Origin of the sequence: Mesorhizobium sp. M2A.F.Ca.ET.067.02.1.1, from assembly GCF_004023285.1 — a bacterium.
GTDB lineage: Bacteria > Pseudomonadota > Alphaproteobacteria > Rhizobiales > Rhizobiaceae > Mesorhizobium.
In genome coordinates, this window is sequence record NZ_RZSB01000054.1 from 1 (window position 1) to 15,763 (window position 15,763).

17 protein-coding genes, 1 pseudogene and 1 riboswitch are annotated in these 15,763 nt (G+C 64.2%); of the genes and pseudogenes, 6 read left to right on the plus strand and 12 right to left on the minus strand.

All coding sequences use genetic code 11. The features are described 5' to 3' along the window. From EOA28_RS40065 to EOA28_RS07350, 3 genes and pseudogenes are all read right to left on the minus strand, one after another. Positions 1-540: pseudogene (locus tag EOA28_RS40065) on the minus strand (GcrA cell cycle regulator); the annotation flags it as partial. Positions 541-649: 109 nt separating this feature from the next. After that, a complete protein-coding gene (locus tag EOA28_RS07345) occupies positions 650-952 on the minus strand; it encodes a hypothetical protein (protein ID WP_126083384.1) in 303 nt (100 codons plus the stop codon). Continuing rightward, complete coding sequence (locus EOA28_RS07350; RefSeq protein ID WP_245463259.1) at positions 949-1,260, minus strand: hypothetical protein; 312 nt, start codon at positions 1,258-1,260, stop codon at positions 949-951. Before EOA28_RS07350 ends, EOA28_RS07345 begins: the two co-directional genes overlap by 4 nt. 80 nt (positions 1,261-1,340) lie before the next feature. Here EOA28_RS07350 and EOA28_RS07355 point away from each other — a divergent pair, with 80 nt between their 5' ends. The 3 genes from EOA28_RS07355 to EOA28_RS40070 all read left to right on the plus strand — a co-directional run bounded on the left by EOA28_RS07355 (position 1,341) and on the right by EOA28_RS40070 (position 7,200). Further along, a complete protein-coding gene (locus tag EOA28_RS07355) occupies positions 1,341-1,985 on the plus strand; it encodes a S24 family peptidase (RefSeq protein ID WP_127386417.1) in 645 nt (214 codons plus the stop codon). Between the two features lie 129 nt (positions 1,986-2,114). Further along, entirely contained in the window at positions 2,115-6,410 is a 4,296-nt protein-coding gene (locus EOA28_RS07360) for a tetratricopeptide repeat protein (protein WP_128314755.1), read from the plus strand. A gap of 292 nt (positions 6,411-6,702) precedes the next feature. Then, positions 6,703-7,200 (plus strand): hypothetical protein, encoded by a 498-nt coding sequence (locus EOA28_RS40070; protein WP_245463258.1) that lies wholly within the window; start codon positions 6,703-6,705, stop codon positions 7,198-7,200. A gap of 62 nt (positions 7,201-7,262) precedes the next feature. Here EOA28_RS40070 and EOA28_RS07370 read toward each other — a convergent pair whose 3' ends face one another. From EOA28_RS07370 to EOA28_RS07385, 4 genes are all read right to left on the minus strand, one after another. Continuing rightward, the gene (locus EOA28_RS07370) at positions 7,263-8,276 is read right to left on the minus strand and encodes an ABC transporter substrate-binding protein (RefSeq protein ID WP_127253587.1); all 1,014 of its coding nucleotides are present in this window, start codon (positions 8,274-8,276) and stop codon (positions 7,263-7,265) included. Then, on the minus strand, positions 8,273-9,046 hold the full coding sequence (locus tag EOA28_RS07375) for an ABC transporter ATP-binding protein (protein WP_128314756.1): 774 nt from the start codon (positions 9,044-9,046) through the stop codon (positions 8,273-8,275). The genes EOA28_RS07370 and EOA28_RS07375 overlap by 4 nt, the downstream gene beginning before the upstream one ends. Continuing rightward, entirely contained in the window at positions 9,043-9,912 is an 870-nt protein-coding gene (locus EOA28_RS07380; protein ID WP_127252096.1) for an ABC transporter permease, read from the minus strand. Before EOA28_RS07380 ends, EOA28_RS07375 begins: the two co-directional genes overlap by 4 nt. A 238-nt stretch (positions 9,913-10,150) precedes the next feature. Beyond that, entirely contained in the window at positions 10,151-10,759 is a 609-nt protein-coding gene (locus EOA28_RS07385; RefSeq protein WP_127252097.1) for a YkoF family thiamine/hydroxymethylpyrimidine-binding protein, read from the minus strand. Next, positions 10,750-10,862: riboswitch (TPP riboswitch) on the minus strand. (Overlaps the previous gene by 10 nt.) A gap of 191 nt (positions 10,863-11,053) precedes the next feature. Between EOA28_RS07385 and EOA28_RS07390 the strand changes: the two genes are divergently transcribed. The 3 genes from EOA28_RS07390 to EOA28_RS07400 all read left to right on the plus strand — a co-directional run bounded on the left by EOA28_RS07390 (position 11,054) and on the right by EOA28_RS07400 (position 12,996). Next, entirely contained in the window at positions 11,054-12,142 is a 1,089-nt protein-coding gene (locus EOA28_RS07390; RefSeq protein ID WP_127252098.1) for a GSU2403 family nucleotidyltransferase fold protein, read from the plus strand. A 97-nt stretch (positions 12,143-12,239) separates the two neighbouring features. Continuing rightward, positions 12,240-12,584 (plus strand): hypothetical protein, encoded by a 345-nt coding sequence (locus tag EOA28_RS07395; RefSeq protein WP_127252099.1) that lies wholly within the window; start codon positions 12,240-12,242, stop codon positions 12,582-12,584. Positions 12,585-12,786: 202 nt separating this feature from the next. Further along, positions 12,787-12,996, plus strand: a complete 210-nt coding sequence (locus EOA28_RS07400) for a hypothetical protein (protein WP_126083394.1) — start codon at positions 12,787-12,789, stop codon at positions 12,994-12,996. 33 nt (positions 12,997-13,029) lie between these two features. Here EOA28_RS07400 and EOA28_RS07405 read toward each other — a convergent pair whose 3' ends face one another. From EOA28_RS07405 to EOA28_RS07425, 5 genes are all read right to left on the minus strand, one after another. After that, entirely contained in the window at positions 13,030-13,527 is a 498-nt protein-coding gene (locus tag EOA28_RS07405) for a porin (protein WP_127252100.1), read from the minus strand. A gap of 17 nt (positions 13,528-13,544) precedes the next feature. Continuing rightward, on the minus strand, positions 13,545-13,994 hold the full coding sequence (locus EOA28_RS07410) for a porin (protein ID WP_245501488.1): 450 nt from the start codon (positions 13,992-13,994) through the stop codon (positions 13,545-13,547). 385 nt (positions 13,995-14,379) lie between these two features. Continuing rightward, the gene (locus tag EOA28_RS07415; RefSeq protein WP_127252102.1) at positions 14,380-14,631 is read right to left on the minus strand and encodes a DUF2934 domain-containing protein; all 252 of its coding nucleotides are present in this window, start codon (positions 14,629-14,631) and stop codon (positions 14,380-14,382) included. Positions 14,632-14,739: 108 nt separating this feature from the next. Next, on the minus strand, positions 14,740-14,949 hold the full coding sequence (locus EOA28_RS07420; protein WP_126083398.1) for a hypothetical protein: 210 nt from the start codon (positions 14,947-14,949) through the stop codon (positions 14,740-14,742). 129 nt (positions 14,950-15,078) lie between these two features. Beyond that, positions 15,079-15,378, minus strand: a complete 300-nt coding sequence (locus EOA28_RS07425) for a DUF1236 domain-containing protein (protein ID WP_126083399.1) — start codon at positions 15,376-15,378, stop codon at positions 15,079-15,081. Between the last annotated feature and the right edge of the window lie 385 nt (positions 15,379-15,763).

Consider the following 15,763-nt stretch of genomic DNA (forward strand, 5'->3'; position numbering starts at 1 on the left):
CTTGTAGAGATGGGCTTCGGATTTCTGGCGCTCGCCCGGCGCAAGCCAGGACGGCGGCAAGGTGCGCGCCGGCTTGCGGGGTTTGGGTTTTTTGGGAGCGCGGGCGGTGGTGGGGGCCGTCTGTGTGGTGATGCCATAGGCGGACAGGTCGGCGGGACAGCGCCCCCCTCTGTCCTGCCGGACATCTCCCCCGCTAGGGGCGAGATTGGCGGTTGCGCCGCCGGCGCCTTCCACGAACTCGGCGAATCTGGAAAGCGCGGCCGGCTCGGAGAGCCCTCCAATCACCGTCCTGCCTCGCCTTCCTGGACGATCCGGCCGGGCATGCTTCCTCGGCCTGCCGCCGGCGCGGCCGCCCTTCGGGTTGGCGAAGCCGATGGCGCGCAAGCCGGCATTGCGGTGGACGATGCCGATGATGGCGTTGCGCGAGACCGGGGCGCCGCGCAGCGCGCTGAAGCGGCCGGCGATGCGCGAGGCCGAAAGCCCCTCCTTCAGCCAGGCGGCGATCTCGTCGATTTCCTTTTCGGTATAGGCGGCTGCCATCTTCTCATTCCGTCGATTGCTAGGGGCGTGGGCTTGGGAAGCGCCGGGCTCGGCCCAAGCGCCAGGGTTCGGCCACGAGGCCGTCGGTGGGGTTCGGAAAAGGTCGGGATCAGGCGGGGCGTGCTGCCCCTTCCAGCTCGCGAAGCCTGGCTTCAGCCGCCGCCCGCGTCAGGCCCGACACCGCCCGGCCCGACGCGCGGTCGAACAGGATGACGGTGCCGTCCTCGGTGCGGATGCAGCTTATGCCCGGATTGGGGGCCGGAGCCGGGGGAGGAACGGCTCCGGCCGTTCCGGTGAACCGGGGTGCGGGCGGTTCGACCGGATCCGGGGCAAGCGCCCCGGAATGCGCCCGGACCGGGGAGGAAGACAGTCCGGACGATTGGAATTCCAATGGTGAGGGCAGCGCGTTCATGCCGCCTCCCCTCGCATGACGGCCGCGCGTTGCATGGCCGCGCGGCCGGCCAGCCATTCGTAGCTGACGCCGGCAATGCCCAGCCGTCGGCTCGCCGCCACCACATGCGGCCAGTGTTGCGGCGCGATGCGGCCGCGCCGGCGCATCTGACGCGCCGCCTCGTAGCCGCAGCCGACCTCGGCGGCGAAAGCGCCGATGCTGCCCCAGCGGTCGATAAGCCCCGAGATATTGGTGGGCAGTCCCGGGATGCTCGTGGGCTGCGCCGGAATCACCGGTAATGCGGAAAGGCTTGCGGGATGCTCATTCATGCGCTAAGCGTACGTTATGTACGAATTACGCGCAAGCTAAATCGTACAGTTTGGACGATAAATTTCAGGCATTTTGTACGATGATGGATTCACGGCACAGATTGCAGCAGGCGCGCGCCCAGGCCGGCTATGCCTCGCCCAGCGATGCCGCGCGGGCGCTGCGCGACATCAACAAGAACACCCTCATCAGCCATGAGAACGGCAACCGGCCGCTGTCGCGGAAAGCCGCCGAGAAATACGGCCGGTTGTTCGGCGTCGACCCCGGCTGGCTGCTGTTCAATGGCAGTTTGGGGGGCGATGGCGCCGAAGCGGCGCCGGTCAATCTCATCCCCTCGCCCGTCACCATAGACGTGCCGATCGTGTCGTGGATCAGCGCCGGCGAGCTCGGCAGCCAGGACAGCGTGGTCAACCTCTCCGACTATCCGACGATCCCCACCGCCGACCTCGAGGAAGGCGAATGGATCGCGCTGCGCGTCGACGGCCCGTCGATGAACAAGATCTCGCCGCCGGATTCGATCATCTTCGTAAATTTGCGCGACAAGCGGCTGGTGACCAATGGCTGCTATGTGATCTCGGACGAGACGGGACGGGCCACCTACAAACGCTATCGCCCGAACGACAACCCGCCGTTCCAGCCGGCTTCCTACCTGGATATCCCCCCGCCGGAACTGGAGGGCGCGATCACCATCATCGGCCGGGTGAGAAGGTCGATAATCGATATGTGAGGGTGGATCCCCTCGACGGGAGACCGACTTCGGCGGTCGCTACAATTTCTGCTTGCATTTTGGAACAAAGACAGAACTATATAGGAATTGCAGCCGCGGTCGCGGCAACTCCGGGGGGAGGTTCAAACCATGTCTCGCCGTGCCGGCGCGGTCTCGCGCATATTCGTCGCCGTGCTCTCACATGGGCTGGCGTTGGCAGGGCTGACGGTGCTTTGCGCGCTCGCCGCGCCCGCGTCCGCCGTTGCTGGGGACTATGCCCTTTGCTTCGGCGACGAAAGCGGCGGTCAGGGCAGTGACCAAAAGGAAGCGAATGTCGACCAGGCCGCGGTCGATCAGCGCATCGCCGCCTGCACGGCGATTGCCGAAGACGATACGCAAGCGCAGCGCCAGCGGATCAAGGCCTATTTCTATCGGGGCTCCGCCCGGGACGACAAGGAGGATTGGGACGGCGCGATTGCCGATTACAACCAGGCGATCGCGCTCGATCCAAAGGCGACCTCGGCGCTGTTCAACCGCGGCACCGACTGGTCCAACAAGGGCGATTACGACCGCGCGATCGCGGACTTCAACATCGTCATCAGCCTCGAACCGTCCGCCAGCGACGCCTTTTCCAGCCGCGGCTCGGCCTTCCTTCGCAAGGGCAAGATCGACGCGGCCATGCTCGATTTCCAGCAGGCGATCGAGGCCGATCCGCAAAACGGTGACGCCCATACGGGCCTCGGCACCGCCTGGAGCAAGACGGGCGAACGCGACAAGGCGATTGCGGAATATGACAAGGCGATCCGCATCGATCCGGGCGATTTCATCGCGCTGGTCAATCGCGGCCTCGCCTACGCCGCCAAGGACGAGTTCGACCGCGCCATTGCCGATTACGACGCCGCGCTGGCCGTGGATCCCAGGAGCGCCGATGCCTATGCCAACCGTAGCGCCGCCTGGATCGGCAAGAGCGACTGGGCGCGCGCCATCGTCGATGCCAACAAGGCGATCGAGCTCGACGCGGGGATGGTCGACGGCTACTACGCCCGAGCCGTCGCCTGGGCGAGCAAGGACAACGACGATCGCGCCCTTGCCGATTTCGACAAGGCGATCGCGCTCGATGCAACCGGGGCCAGGGCGTGGCTCGGCCGGTCGCTGATGCGATCACGCAAAGGCGACAGTGCCGGCGCCGCGGCCGACTGCCGCAAAGCCATCGCGCTCGATCCGAAGAAGATTGGCAGTTGCGATTCGGGGCCAGCCGACGCCGAGGTGCCTGTGGCGGAAACGGCGTCCAAGCCGGATCTTTCCTCTTTGGCCAAGCAGTTGGAGGCCACCGGCAAGGAAGTTCGTTCAAAACTTGCTGCCGGGGAGATCAGACGAGGGCTGGAGCTGCAGCAACAGGGCGACCTTGCAGGGGCGATCAATTCCTTCAGCATGGCCATCGCAGAGGACCCCGATAACGCCGACGCTGTTTACGACAGGGCGGCGGCAGCGGCCGCAAACGGGGATGACACCCTTGCCGCGAGCGACTGCCGGCGCGCTGTCGAACTCGACCCGCAACGCGCCGGCGCCTGCGCCGCGCTCATGGCCGGCCGGCAAACCGTTGCGGCCGCCACGACACAGGACCAGGCTGCCCAGGATCAGGCCGCCGCCAGGATACTGGTCGAACGCGCCGGCGCGCGGCTGGCGAAATACGGCGTCGACGGCGCGCTGCTCGATTTCGACAAGGCAATCGGCCTCGATCCCAAAAATGCCGACGCCTATCTCGGCCGCAGCCGCGCCAGGACGCTCAAGGGCGACAAGGCCGGCGCGGCGGAGGATTGCCGGCGCGCCGTGGAGCTGGATCCCGCGCGATCGGGAAGCTGCGACGAGCAGGCTGCCGGCGATGAGGACAAAGCTGAACAGGCGCAGGACTTGGAGCAGTCGAAGGCGGCGGACGCCGTTGTCGCTCCGGCTGACACCGCGGCTTCGGCCGAGCCAGGTGCGAGTGACGATCTTTCGCCTGCCGATCCGAAGTTGGCGAAGCTTATCGACACCAGCGATCCCCGCGTCCTGGTCGCGGTGGCCAAGGGCGACAGCCTCTTGCACGAAGAAAACTATGACGAAGCGATTGAGGCCTATGAAGAGGCCATCGCGATCGATCCCGAGAGCCCGCTCGCCTATTTCGGACGAGGCAAGGCCTTTGATGGTAAGAAGGATTTTGCCCGCGCCATCGCCGATTTCGACAAGGCCATCGCCATTATTCCCGACGTCGCCGCGCCGCTTACGCGCCGTGGTCTGGCCAAGGGCGCGGCGGGCGACGCGGACGGCGCGCTTGACGATTGCATCAAAGCTATCAGGCTCGACCCGAAAGCAAGCCGCGCCTTCTTCTGTACTGGAGCGGCCTGGTACGGCACCGGAGACCCGAAGCGGGCGATCGAGGCCTTTTCATCGGCGATCAAGATCGATCCGAAAGACGCCGCCAGCTATTATGGACGCGGCATGGCGCAGGTCGACGCCAAAAACTACGCCGATGCCATTGCCGACTTCGACCAGGCGGCCAAACTAGACCCGCACAATCCAAACTACGCCGCCGCGCGCAAGGCGGCCACGGCCGCGCAGCAGAAAGGCGGCATGGGCGGTAATTCGATCATGCCATCCTCGAAGGAACTCGCGGCTTTCGTCGATCGCGGCTATGCGTTCTACCACAAGGGCAAATATGATCGTGCGATCGCCGAATTCAACAAGGCGATGGCGATCGATCCGCAAGATGCCTCACCCTATGTCGGACGGGCCATCGCGCTTGTCGACAAAGGCAAGTACGACGCGGCGATCAAGGACTACAACAAGGTCATCGGACTCTACCCCGACTATTCGGACGCTTACATCGGTCGCTCCGTCGCGTGGACCAAAAAGAACCAACCGGATCGCGCCATCGCCGATTTGAGCCGGGCGATCGAACTCGACGCCAATGACGCTCAGGCCTATTTCGGGCGCGGCGGCGCCTTTGCCGCCAAGGGCGACTACGACCGGGCGATCGCCGATTTCGACCAGGCGCTGAAGCTCGATCCGAAGATGAGCCTTGCCCACAAGGGCCGGGAACTGGCACTGGCGGCGAAAGGCAAGGTCGCAGCCTCGCAACCAACCGGCCGGCTTCGGAACAAGACAGCGGAAGACGCTATCGAAGCGGGCGATATCTGGCGCACTCAAAACCAACTCGACCGCGCCCTCGAGCAGTACGGCATTGCGATCGCCGCCGACCCATCCAATGCCCGCGCCCATACCTTGCGCGGCTTCACCTATACGCTGAAGGGCGATTCCGACCGGGCGTTGGCCGACCACAACAAGGCAATAGAGCTCGATCCCAAGTCTACCGACAGCTATTTCTATCGTTCTCTCATCTGGCGACAGAGGGGCAAGATCGACCGCGCCATCGCGGATCTGACCACCATCATTTCGTTGCAACCGAACAATGTCGACGCCTATGTGCTGCGCAGTCGAGCCCGAGCCGTAAAGCACGATTGCGAGGGCATCATCGCCGATTCGACAAAGGCGATCGGACTGAAGCCAACGAATGCCGAAGCATGGTTCAACCGCGGATTCTGCTGGAACAGGAAGAAGCAATACGACCGCGCCATCGCGGATTTCGATGAAACCTTGCGTCTCGATCCAAACTACACCAATGCCCGCAAGGAGCGCGACGATGCGGCCGCGGCGAAGGCTTCATACAAGTCAACGACTGCCGACGCGGCGGCGGTGGACGACGACACCAAGAGCGGCATAGCCCTATACAACAAGGGTCAATACGATCTTGCAATCGCGAAATTCGACCATGCGATAGCGCTCGATCCCCACAACGCCGAGGCTTTTGGGTATCGCGGTCTCGCGTGGGGGCAGAAGGACAATTACGATCGGGCCATAACGGACTATGGCAGCGCGATCGCGATCGAGCCAAAGAACAGCAGCTATTATTCCGCTCGCGCTTTCGCTTGGACAGCCAAGAACGACCATAAACGTGCCATCGACGATTTCGGCAAGGCGATCGAGTTCGATTCCACCTATGCCTCGAACTTTCATGGTCGAGGCATCAGCCGAATGATCATCGGGGATTACGATGGCGCGATCGCAGACTATGGCAAGGCCATCGAACTCGATCCGAACGTTGCCAAGGTGCATGTCGATCGTGGAATTTTGTGGGTAGTCAAAGGCGACTTGAAGCAAGCCCAGGCCGACTTTGAGACGGCTATCCAGATCGACCGGAACAGCCCCGGCGGCTACTACGGCAGAGGCCTTCTGCGGGCGCGAGCGGGCGACCAGGACGGGGCAATCACCAGCTTCAATCAAGCCATCAAGCTTTACCCCAGATATGCAGATGCTTACACCGCCCGAAGCCTGGCTTGGGCAGCCAAGGGCGATTTGAAACGCGCCGAGGCCGACCGCAAGAAGGCGCTGACCCTCGGGGGAAATTGAACGGGGATCGGGAGGGCCGGCGAATGTCACCTTGGAAATGGTTGCAAGTGGTGGCGGTCATCCCCGTGAGCATCGTTGGGGCTGACGTGATGCCAACGATGTTCGGCGGCGGACATCACCACTATCAGTCTGTGGCGATGCCGCCCCGGGCGCTGACCACCGCCGACATCGATGCCGAGATCCGGAAGCAGAATCTCGGGATCTTCGAGGCCATCGCCCGGGAATTTCCGGACGACTACGATGCGATGCTGCGTAAGATACTGCCGCGGCCCAGGCTGGAAACCAAACAGAAGTGCGCAATATCAGCAGGCAGGCGGTCGCCGATCTCAGGCATAGATACGCGCCGCTCCTGCCCACGACCCCCGACAGCAATGCTTCGGAAGTGCTTTCGGCGCAGCTTGACATGCTCAATCATGTCATGGCGCGCGAAACGCCGGCCACCTGCAACAATTACCTGCGCAACGGGCCGGACGCGATCAGCGCGCCCGGCCACGATTTCCTGGCTGACCTGGACAGAATCGGCGGCACGCTGTTCCGCGCCTACGGCGCCGCCAAAAGAAGCCGCCTGCCGGCGGCTGTGCCCAGCGATCAGGATTGGTCGCTGGTCGCCGACGTTTTCACAAAAATCGGCGGCACGCCGGCCGAGATGGAGGCTATCTCAAACGCCAACCAGGACTTTCCAGGCCTGTGTCCGGCCATGGCGAAATTCTATGAGGCCGCCCTGTTGCTGCAAGGCGAAGCTGGGTGGCACATCAAAACCGCGCTCCTTCGCGCCATCGTCGAGAATTAGGCTCCGCACCGGATTCCCGGCAAGGTTCCGGCGCAAAGTCGTGTTCCCTCGGCGCTTGGCGCCTACCCCACCAGAAACTCGTTCGTGAAATACGCCGCCAGATCCGGTTTGTCCTTCAGCGCCTTGCCGTTGCCATCCAGCAATATCCCCGAGGCAAACAAATACCCGCCCATCGCTTCCATCTTGGCCTTGTCCATGGTGCCGATGGCGCCGGCCGCACTTTTCAGGAAATGGCCGTCGTTGAGCGCCTTCAGCGATGCATCGATCAGCGCCGGGTTGGTGAGCGTGTCCTGGTTGGCGGCGACCAGCAGCTCGCCTGCCTCATTCGCGTGGTCGACGGCGAAGGCATAGCCGGCCCGCGTCGCCTGGACGAAGGCGGCGGCGGCCTTTGGATTGGTGGCGAGGAAGGCGTTGCTGGAAACGATCAGCGTCGTGTGCTCGTCCGGCACGCCGTAATCGGCGTAGCGGAAGCTGCGCTGCTTGAGGCCTTTCAGCTCGGCCTCGACGCCTTCCCAGGTCGAGACTTCCAGCGTGAAATCGACCGCGCCATTGGCCAGCGCCTCGTAAGCCGAGGTGCCCAGCGTCACGGTCGAAAAGTCGCCCTTGCCGCCGTCCTGGCGGATGATGGTCTGCAACAGCGCGTTCTCCCAGGCACTGCCGAAGCCGCCATAGGTCAGGCCGTCGAGATTCTTCGGGCTTTTGATGGCGGCGCGGTCGGCGTTGAAGACGACGCGGCCGGTTTCCGACTGGACGACGGCATAGACTGCCTTCAGGTCGGCGCCGGCGCTTTTCTGGGTGAACAGGCCGAGCGACCCCGAAATGCCGAAATCGGCAACGCGGTTGGCGACCAGCGCGCCCGAGCCGGTGTCGCCATAGGGCAGGATTTCGACGTCCAGCCCCGCGTCGCGGTAAAAGCCTTTGTCGCGGGCGACGAACAGGCCGATATGGTTGGTGTTGACGGTCCAGTCGAGCGCGACGGTGATTTTTTGCGCGGCGGCCCGGGCACGCGTGACGGCCCCGGCAAAGGGCAGGCTGGCGGCCAGGACCAGCGCCTGGCGGCGGGTGAATTCGGTCATCGGGGTTCTCCATCGGATGGTCGGGAAATCGGATCGGCGGCGCCGAGCAAAGGGTCGAGGATGCCCGCCTCGATCGCGGCCGCCTCGCGGGCGAGCGCGGCGCTTTCGGTGCGCGGGCGCGGCAGCGGCACCGCCACCTCACGCACCACGCGCGCGGGCCGCGCCGAAAGCACATAGATGCGGTCGGACAGAAGCACCGCCTCGCGCACGTCATGGGTGATCAGCAGCGCGGTCCAGTGGTGGCTTCGCCACATGCCTTCGAGCCAGCGCTGCATCGCCGCCCGGGTCAGGGCGTCGAGCGCGCCGAAAGGCTCGTCGAGCAACAGCATGTCGCGCTGCTGCACCACGGTGCGCAGCAGGGCGGCGCGCTGGCGCATGCCACCCGACAGCTCGGCCGGCCAGGCGCGCTCGAAGCCGGCAAGGCCGAACTCGGCGAACAAGGGCGCCACGCGCTCGCGCGCGGCCCGGCGCGTCATGCCCTGCACTTCAAGCCCCAGCGTGGCGTTGTCGATGACGCGACGCCACGGCATCAGCGCGTCGCGCTGCGGCATGAAGGCGAAGCGGGCGCCATCGAGCGGCGCGCCGTCGAAGCGCATCTCGCCCTCGCCCCGGATCGCGCCCGTGAGGAGCTGGAACAGCGTCGACTTGCCGGCGCCGGAGGGGCCGAGGATCGATACGAACTCACCTGCGCCGACATCGAGCGAAACGCCGGCCAGAACCTCGAGCGCGCCGAAGCTTTTGCGCACATCGCGGAGCTCGAGCCGGGTCATGGCCGGCGCTCGGAGGCATCGGCCTTGCGGTCGGCCCTCTCCCAGGGCATGGCGAGGCGCTGGACGAGAACAGCCAGACCAAACAACGCCAGCGTCAGCGTCGAGCTGACGGCAACGGCGGCAAGCACGAGGTCGGGCCGAAAGTTGTTCTTGGCGCTGAGCATGTAGATGCCCAGCCCCTTCGCGGCGCCCGCATATTCGGCGAAGATCGCGCCGACCACCGCATAGGTGATGGAGATGCGCAGTCCGGTGAAGAAATAGGGCATCGCCGACGGCAGCCGCGCCAGCCAGAATATGCGCCAGCGCCCTGCCCCCATGGCGGCAAGCATCTGGCTGATTTCGGCGCTTGTCGCGGCATAGCCTTCGACCAGCGCCACCATCATCGGGAAGACGGTGACCAGCGCGACCAGCAGGATCTTCGGCAAGAGGCCGAAGCCGAACCACAAGACCACCAGCGGCGCGATCGCCACCAACGGCAAAGTCTGGCTGGCGATCAGCAGCGGAAACAGCGCGCGGCGCAGCGGGGCCAGGAAGTCGACTAGCGCCGAAAGCACGAAGGCGGCGGCGAGCGAGCAGGCGAAGCCGGCAAGCGTGGCGCGGATGGTGGGCAGCGTGTTTTCGGCAAGTGCCGCGCGGTTTTGCCAGGCTTGCGCCAGCACGCGGGTGGGCGCCGGAAGCACGGTAGGCGCGATGCCGCCGAGACGGGCGTAGAACTCCCAAGCGAGGAGCAGCAACGTAAACGCGAGGGCGGCGGGAGCGATTTTGGCGAAGGTCGCCGTGAGAGCCAATCTCCCCCCTTGTGGGGGAGATGTCCGGCAGGACAGAGGGGGGCGCGAAGGAACGCCTCCCTGCGAAACTTGCCCCATAGCATCCGACGAAGGCTGCGCTTGCGAACGCCTGACATGCCGGCGGGACAGCGCCCCCCTCTGCCTTGCCAGGCATCTCCCCCACAAGGGGGGAGATTGGCCTTCACCTCGGCTTTCGCCAATCGCCGAAGGCTGCGCTCCCTCTTCAGAGAGGCGGTCAGATATGGGGCCCTCTCCCCCATGCAATAGGTCATACCAAACAGCCACGATAACTCTCCTCGACAGCTCGAGCTTGCGCTCAAACCGCGGTCGGGCTGTTGGCCGAAATGGTGATGTCGAGGGTCACATGCCCCGCGCCGGGTCCGAAGTGGCAGAAGGCTTCGTTGAGCGTGGCGAACACCGCGCCGGCGTCGCCGCGCAGCCTGGTGCAGAAGTTCTTGGAACGGTCGAACACGCCGGACTGTTTCAGGAAGTCGATGCAGCCATAGATCTCGTCCATGTGATCGCCCGTGCCCATCACATAGAGCGAGAATTGCGCTGCCACCGGCTGGTCGGTCGAGGGCGTCGACCGCACGGCGCCGAGCGCCGCGCGTTTGCGCTCGTCGAGCGGGACCGCCGGGCCGCCGATCTCGTCGGAACGGCAGATCGGGTCGTCCGGCTCGCCGGGGCAGCCGCGCGAGACGGCGGCCGACAGCACGCAATGCCTGCCGCTTTTGGCCGCTGCCACGAAGAGGTCGCGCATCGCCGGGAACAGCACTTCGGGCGGCCCGACCAGCAGCGTCGAGATGTCGTCGGTCTCGATCCTCAGCCTGTCGCGGTAAGGATCGAGCGCGCCCAACGCGCCGAGGATGACGCCGACGAAATCGTCGGCCATGGGATAAAGGGAAATCTGTGCGCCGGAAAACATGGCCCGCCTCGCTCCGCTGGTATTATCCAGATCAGCTTTAGGGTCCGGAGGCTTGCCGCCACCATCTCAGCCCCGACCGTACGGAGCACCCCTGTGGATGGGCGCGTTAAAGCACTGTTTGCCGGGTTGGGGAAGCGGTTTTTTGCGACGCCAGTTGGGCCACGAGTCTCATCTCCCCTAGGGGAGATGCCGGTGGTTATAAGATTTTCACGAATTTCTTAGAACTTGCAATCGACCTAGCGCCGCAGTTATAAGAAAATTGCAGGAATCTTATAACGCACAATAGCAGCGCCCATGAAGACCATCGACCTCGCCTACCGCACCCTTTACGCCGAGTTGGTGCAGCGCAGCCTCGATGCTTCCTTCGAGACGGATTTCTCGACGGCGGGCAATTTCGTGCGCGTGCCGGTGAAGGGCCGCGACTACTGGTATTTCGAGGAAACCCGCCCCGAGAAAAAGAGGCGTTATGTCGGTCCGGCCGAGGATCCCGAGATCGCCAGTCGGGTTGCGGCCTTCAGGGAGATCAAGGGCGATCTCAGGAGCCGCCGCAAGCTGGTCTCCACGCTTGTCCGCGATGCCGGCCTGACCGCACCCGAGACCTTCACCGGCGATGTCGTCGAGGCGCTGGAAAAGGCGGGGCTCTTCCGGCTGCGCGCGGTGCTGGTGGGCACCGTCGCTTTCCAGACCTATGCCGGGCATCTCGGGGTGCGATTGCCGGGTGCCGCGCTGCAGACAGGCGATGCCGATTTCGCACAGTTCCATTCCGTTTCGGCCGAAGTGGAAGACAGCATGCCGCCGGTCATCGACGTGCTGAAGGCAGTCGATCCGACGTTTCGCGAAATCCCGCACCGGACCGATGCCGGCCGCGCGACGCAGTACGAGAACGCCTCGCGCTACCGGATCGAGTTCCTCACCCCCAACCGCGGCAGCGACGAGCATGCCGACCGCGCCAGCCTGATGCCTTCGCTCGGCGGCGCCTCGGCGCAGCCGCTGCGCTTCCTCGATTTCCTGATCCGCGACCCGGTGAGGACGGTGCTGCTGCATCGCTCCGGCGTGCCGGTGCTTGTCCCCTCGCCCGAACGCTTCGCCGTTCACAAGCTGATCGTGGCGACCCGCCGCGAGCGAGGCGCGGCGGCGAAGCGGGAGAAGGACCTCCATCAAGCGGGCCTGCTGGTCGAGGCGCTGAATACGACGCGCCGACAGGATGACCTTGCACTGGCTTTCGCGGAAGCGTGGGAGCGCGGCGACGCCTGGCGGGACGCATTGCGGAAGGGCTTGAGCCTGCTGAAGCCGGACAGACATGAGATGGTTCAGTCGGTCTTGGGGCGGGCGCTTGGCGAAATCGGCGCGCAGCTCGAAGGCTTTTCGATGCGGATCGCCTGATCTTTACTCCAAGACGACGTATATCGTTCAAATTGTACGAACCCTGCTTGATCGAATTTCGTACATAAAGTACGATACTTCCTTTGAGGGAATCTGCTTGAACACCGCGAACCATGCCGCTTTTGCCGACCTCTCCCGCCCTTTGCTGTCGCCGCTGCCGCTCGCCGAGCGCGAGCGCCTCGCCGGCGCCTGGCGCATGGCCAGCCAGGACATCGCCGACGACATCCGCTTCATCCGGCAATATCTGAAGGTGATCGCCGAGAAGGATGAGCGGCTGTCGACCGGCGCGCTTGTGCACGGCCGCGCCTATGTCGAATCCTGCGCCGCCTGGCTGCCGGAGACGATGGCGCGGTATCTGCGCAACCTCAGGCTGATCAGCGAGTGCGAAAGCGCGATGATCGCGGCGGGGGTGAGGTTCGCCAAGTCGAGCGATGCCTGGTGAGGGCTTCCCTTTTCCCGTGGGGGGGACCGAAGAAGCCCGCGCCGCAGACCCCTCAACCGGCCGGTTGCAACCCTCGGCTCATCGCCCCGGCAAATGCATCGTTTCACACAATCGCCAATTGGTGGACGCGGGCGAGCGGCCGGGCGTTAATTCCTGCCGGGTGAAGGAGGGAATAGACGCATACCAGGGAGGAACACGTTTGATGCAACTGCAAATCGACATCGGCGCACTGCCCGAGGACCAGCCCTACGAAGTCACTTCATTTGCCAGAAAGCACGGACTGACGGTTCCTGTCGCGGATGCGGTGCTTTTCGCCAAGGGCCCGTCGCCCTCGCGGGCCGCCTGCGATACCGCGGCGCTTGCCCTTCTCTGCGCGGTCGCGCAATACGCCAGCAAGCAGGGAGGGCGCTAGCGATCGGCGGCGCCTTCCCTCTTCTCGATCTTCCTACCAGTTGAACTGCAGCCCTGCATTGCCGCCGACCTGGCTGCCGGCGAAGGCGATGCCGAGCGTGCCGGTCAGGCGGCCGCCATGGAAGCCTTCGCTCAGCACGGCGGCGCCGGTGATGCCAAAGGCATTGGCGTCGCCGGCATTGCCCCAGTTGACGCGCAGGCCGAAATGCTCGCCCTGCACGAGATCGGGCGCGGCGAGCGCGGCCGAGATCGAGGCGTTCTCGAAGGCGCGGGTGATGCGATTGTCGATGTCGTCGACATGGGCGGCCAATGCCGTCTTGCCGGTGACCGTCGTGGTGCCGCCCTCACCATCATCGACCGTTTGCTTCGTCTCGCCAGTCTGGGCGTTGATGCAGGTTTCGGTGCCCGGGCTGTAATAGTAATTGATGCCATAGGCTTGACAGTACCTGAGATAGTCGACCGCAGCCTCGGATGGCGACGCAAGGAGCGTTGCCGCGCCGAGCATTGCCGGCGCAAGAAGATATCTGAACATGATGCCCCCGGCCGCTCTTACCAGGTCAACTGCAGGCCGGCATTGCCGCCGACCGTCTTGCCGGAAAAAGCGCCGCCCGCGGCGCCGGCCACCCGACCGTTGCCGCCAGGCATGAACCCCTCGCCCAACACCGCCGCTCCGGTGATGCCCATAGCGTTGGACTGACCGGCATTGCCCCAATTGACGCGGACGCCGAAATGCTCGCCCTTGTTCAGATCCGGGCTGGCCAGCGACGACGCTACCGAGGCACCCTCGAAGGCACGCTGGATGCGGTGATCGATGTCCTCGACCTTGCTTGCCAGCGCGGTCTTACCGACGACCGTGCCGCCGTCGGTTTCGCGACGCGTCTCACCCGTCTGGGTATTGATGCAGGTTTCGGTACCTGGGCTGTAATAGTAGTTGGTGCCGTACTGATCGCAGACGCGCACATATTCGACCGGATGCGGTTCGTCAGCCAAGGCCGGCATGGCCCAGCCGCCTGTTCCGGCCAGAAACGCAAACGAAATTAGACGGTTGATGCCCCGCATACCTAGTCCCCAAGTTGAAAGCCCGGGCGGAAAAACGCATGGTAAAGCGCGGCGAGTCAAGCGGCCGGTCCGACCAAAGTCCGACTTTTATTGGGAATATTGAAGGGACAGACTCAGTGTTGCCGGGATGACACAGAGATAGTTCGGATAGTCAGTAAACCTCTCTCGTTGCCAAGTCTATACATTAACAATTTCTAATATTATGATCGCTATACATTGCAAATCGGCGACGCTTCTCAGGAATCGTCGCAGGGCGCGACATGGCCGCGCCCTCACCTTCCGGCGGATCGAAAGAGGCTTGGCGGCAAACGACCGCCCAAACGGCTCAGGCCTTGGCTTTCGGTTTGGCCGTCTTTGCCTTGGCGGGGGCCTTGGCGGGCTTTGCCGCCTTGGCGGCTTTCGGCTTCTCGACGTTGGCGACAGCCGCCTTCTTCGGAGCTTTCTTCGGCTTGCCTGCCGCGTCGATCTCGGCGGTCGCCTGGTTCCAGTGCTCTTCGTGAGCACCTTCGGGCCGGCCGGCCTGCTCCCAAATCTCATGCGCGCGTTGGCGAATGCGTTCGTGCCTGTCGTCCGTCACTGTCGCCTCCTAAGGTTGGGACGGGTTCCCCGGCGCGAACACTAGCGGAATTTTGACGCGGCGTCTTCGGTATCACGCATATTCGACCGACTTAGGCGGCAAATTCGCTCAGTGGCCGTCGGTGACGACCGCGATGCCGAGATGGGCTGCCTTCTTTGTGATCAATCCGGCCAAATCCGCGTCAGAGCGGTCGGTCCCGGTGCGCTTCCGCAGCAGCGAAATTGCCTCCTGCATGGACAGCAGGCCCGTCCTGTGCTCGGCCAGCAGCTTGTCGACCATGGCGGCGATACTGGGTGATTCGACGTGTGGATGATGCATGGCAACGACTCCTTCCGCTTCGTTGCCTCCCAAACCGGTGGCTATTCTAGGCGCTTTCCCTTGATGCGAGAAGAGCCCGATCCTTCACCGAAGCCTCGGGCAAGGATCGGGCTCTTCAGCGGCCAGATGTTACTGGATCACCTGGACAACGCGGCGGGTGCCGGGATCGATCAACACCGTGTGGTCGTTGACCACGGCATAGCGATACTGCACGTCCGGCACCTCCTGCAGCTCAACCGTATCAGGCACGGTCGAGCCGACGCCGAGCTCGAGGCCGAGCACGTTGACCGAGGCGATCGGATGCTTGTGGACATATTCCTTGACCACGGTCTGCTGCTCGGGGGTGACGATCACCTCGTCCGCGGCGGCGATGCCGATGCCGGCCATCAGAGCCAGGCCGGCGACAGCTGGAATGAGGGTGGTTTTCATCGTTTCTCTCCTGTTGGATTCACGACGATCCTTCGGATCGCGTATTGGTTCACGACGATCCTCCGGATCGCGTATTGGCGAGCTCCGCCCTGCCTCCGCCCGGGGCGGAAACATCGGCAAGTCGAATAATTGAGCTCCCGGGGCAAACGCCCCCGGCGAGGTGTTGTTCCGTCAGCGACGACTAATTTGAGGTGGCGGAACCTTCGCATCGGCTCTGCATTGGAAGGCATTGAAACTCCCCAACACTTTGAAATCCAAAGGGCGCCGCAGTCATGCAAGAAGGTTACATCAGAAGCGACATCCAACTTCGCGCCCCCATCGCGATCGCCGTCGGCGCCGGCTTCAAGCGCGAGATCGCCTCGCTCACCGGGATGCAGACTTTTCT

Bases quoted from the DNA above. Each gene is read 5' to 3' on its own strand.
- EOA28_RS07360 (WP_128314755.1), top strand. From the start codon at position 2,115: ATGTCTCGCCGTGCCGGCGCGGTCTCGCGCATATTCGTCGCCGTGCTC.
- EOA28_RS07380 (WP_127252096.1), bottom strand. From the start codon at position 9,912: ATGGGGCAAGTTTCGCAGGGAGGCGTTCCTTCGCGCCCCCCTCTGTCC.
- EOA28_RS07350 (WP_245463259.1), bottom strand. From the start codon at position 1,260: ATGAATGAGCATCCCGCAAGCCTTTCCGCATTACCGGTGATTCCGGCG.
- EOA28_RS07385 (WP_127252097.1), bottom strand. From the start codon at position 10,759: ATGTTTTCCGGCGCACAGATTTCCCTTTATCCCATGGCCGACGATTTC.
- EOA28_RS07345 (WP_126083384.1), bottom strand. From the start codon at position 952: ATGAACGCGCTGCCCTCACCATTGGAATTCCAATCGTCCGGACTGTCT.
- EOA28_RS07410 (WP_245501488.1), bottom strand. From the start codon at position 13,994: ATGCCGGCCTTGGCTGACGAACCGCATCCGGTCGAATATGTGCGCGTC.
- EOA28_RS07355 (WP_127386417.1), top strand. From the start codon at position 1,341: ATGATGGATTCACGGCACAGATTGCAGCAGGCGCGCGCCCAGGCCGGC.
- EOA28_RS07425 (WP_126083399.1), bottom strand. From the start codon at position 15,378: ATGAAAACCACCCTCATTCCAGCTGTCGCCGGCCTGGCTCTGATGGCC.
- EOA28_RS07390 (WP_127252098.1), top strand. From the start codon at position 11,054: ATGAAGACCATCGACCTCGCCTACCGCACCCTTTACGCCGAGTTGGTG.
- EOA28_RS07400 (WP_126083394.1), top strand. From the start codon at position 12,787: ATGCAACTGCAAATCGACATCGGCGCACTGCCCGAGGACCAGCCCTAC.
- EOA28_RS07375 (WP_128314756.1), bottom strand. From the start codon at position 9,046: ATGACCCGGCTCGAGCTCCGCGATGTGCGCAAAAGCTTCGGCGCGCTC.
- EOA28_RS07370 (WP_127253587.1), bottom strand. From the start codon at position 8,276: ATGACCGAATTCACCCGCCGCCAGGCGCTGGTCCTGGCCGCCAGCCTG.
- EOA28_RS07420 (WP_126083398.1), bottom strand. From the start codon at position 14,949: ATGCATCATCCACACGTCGAATCACCCAGTATCGCCGCCATGGTCGAC.
- EOA28_RS07405 (WP_127252100.1), bottom strand. From the start codon at position 13,527: ATGTTCAGATATCTTCTTGCGCCGGCAATGCTCGGCGCGGCAACGCTC.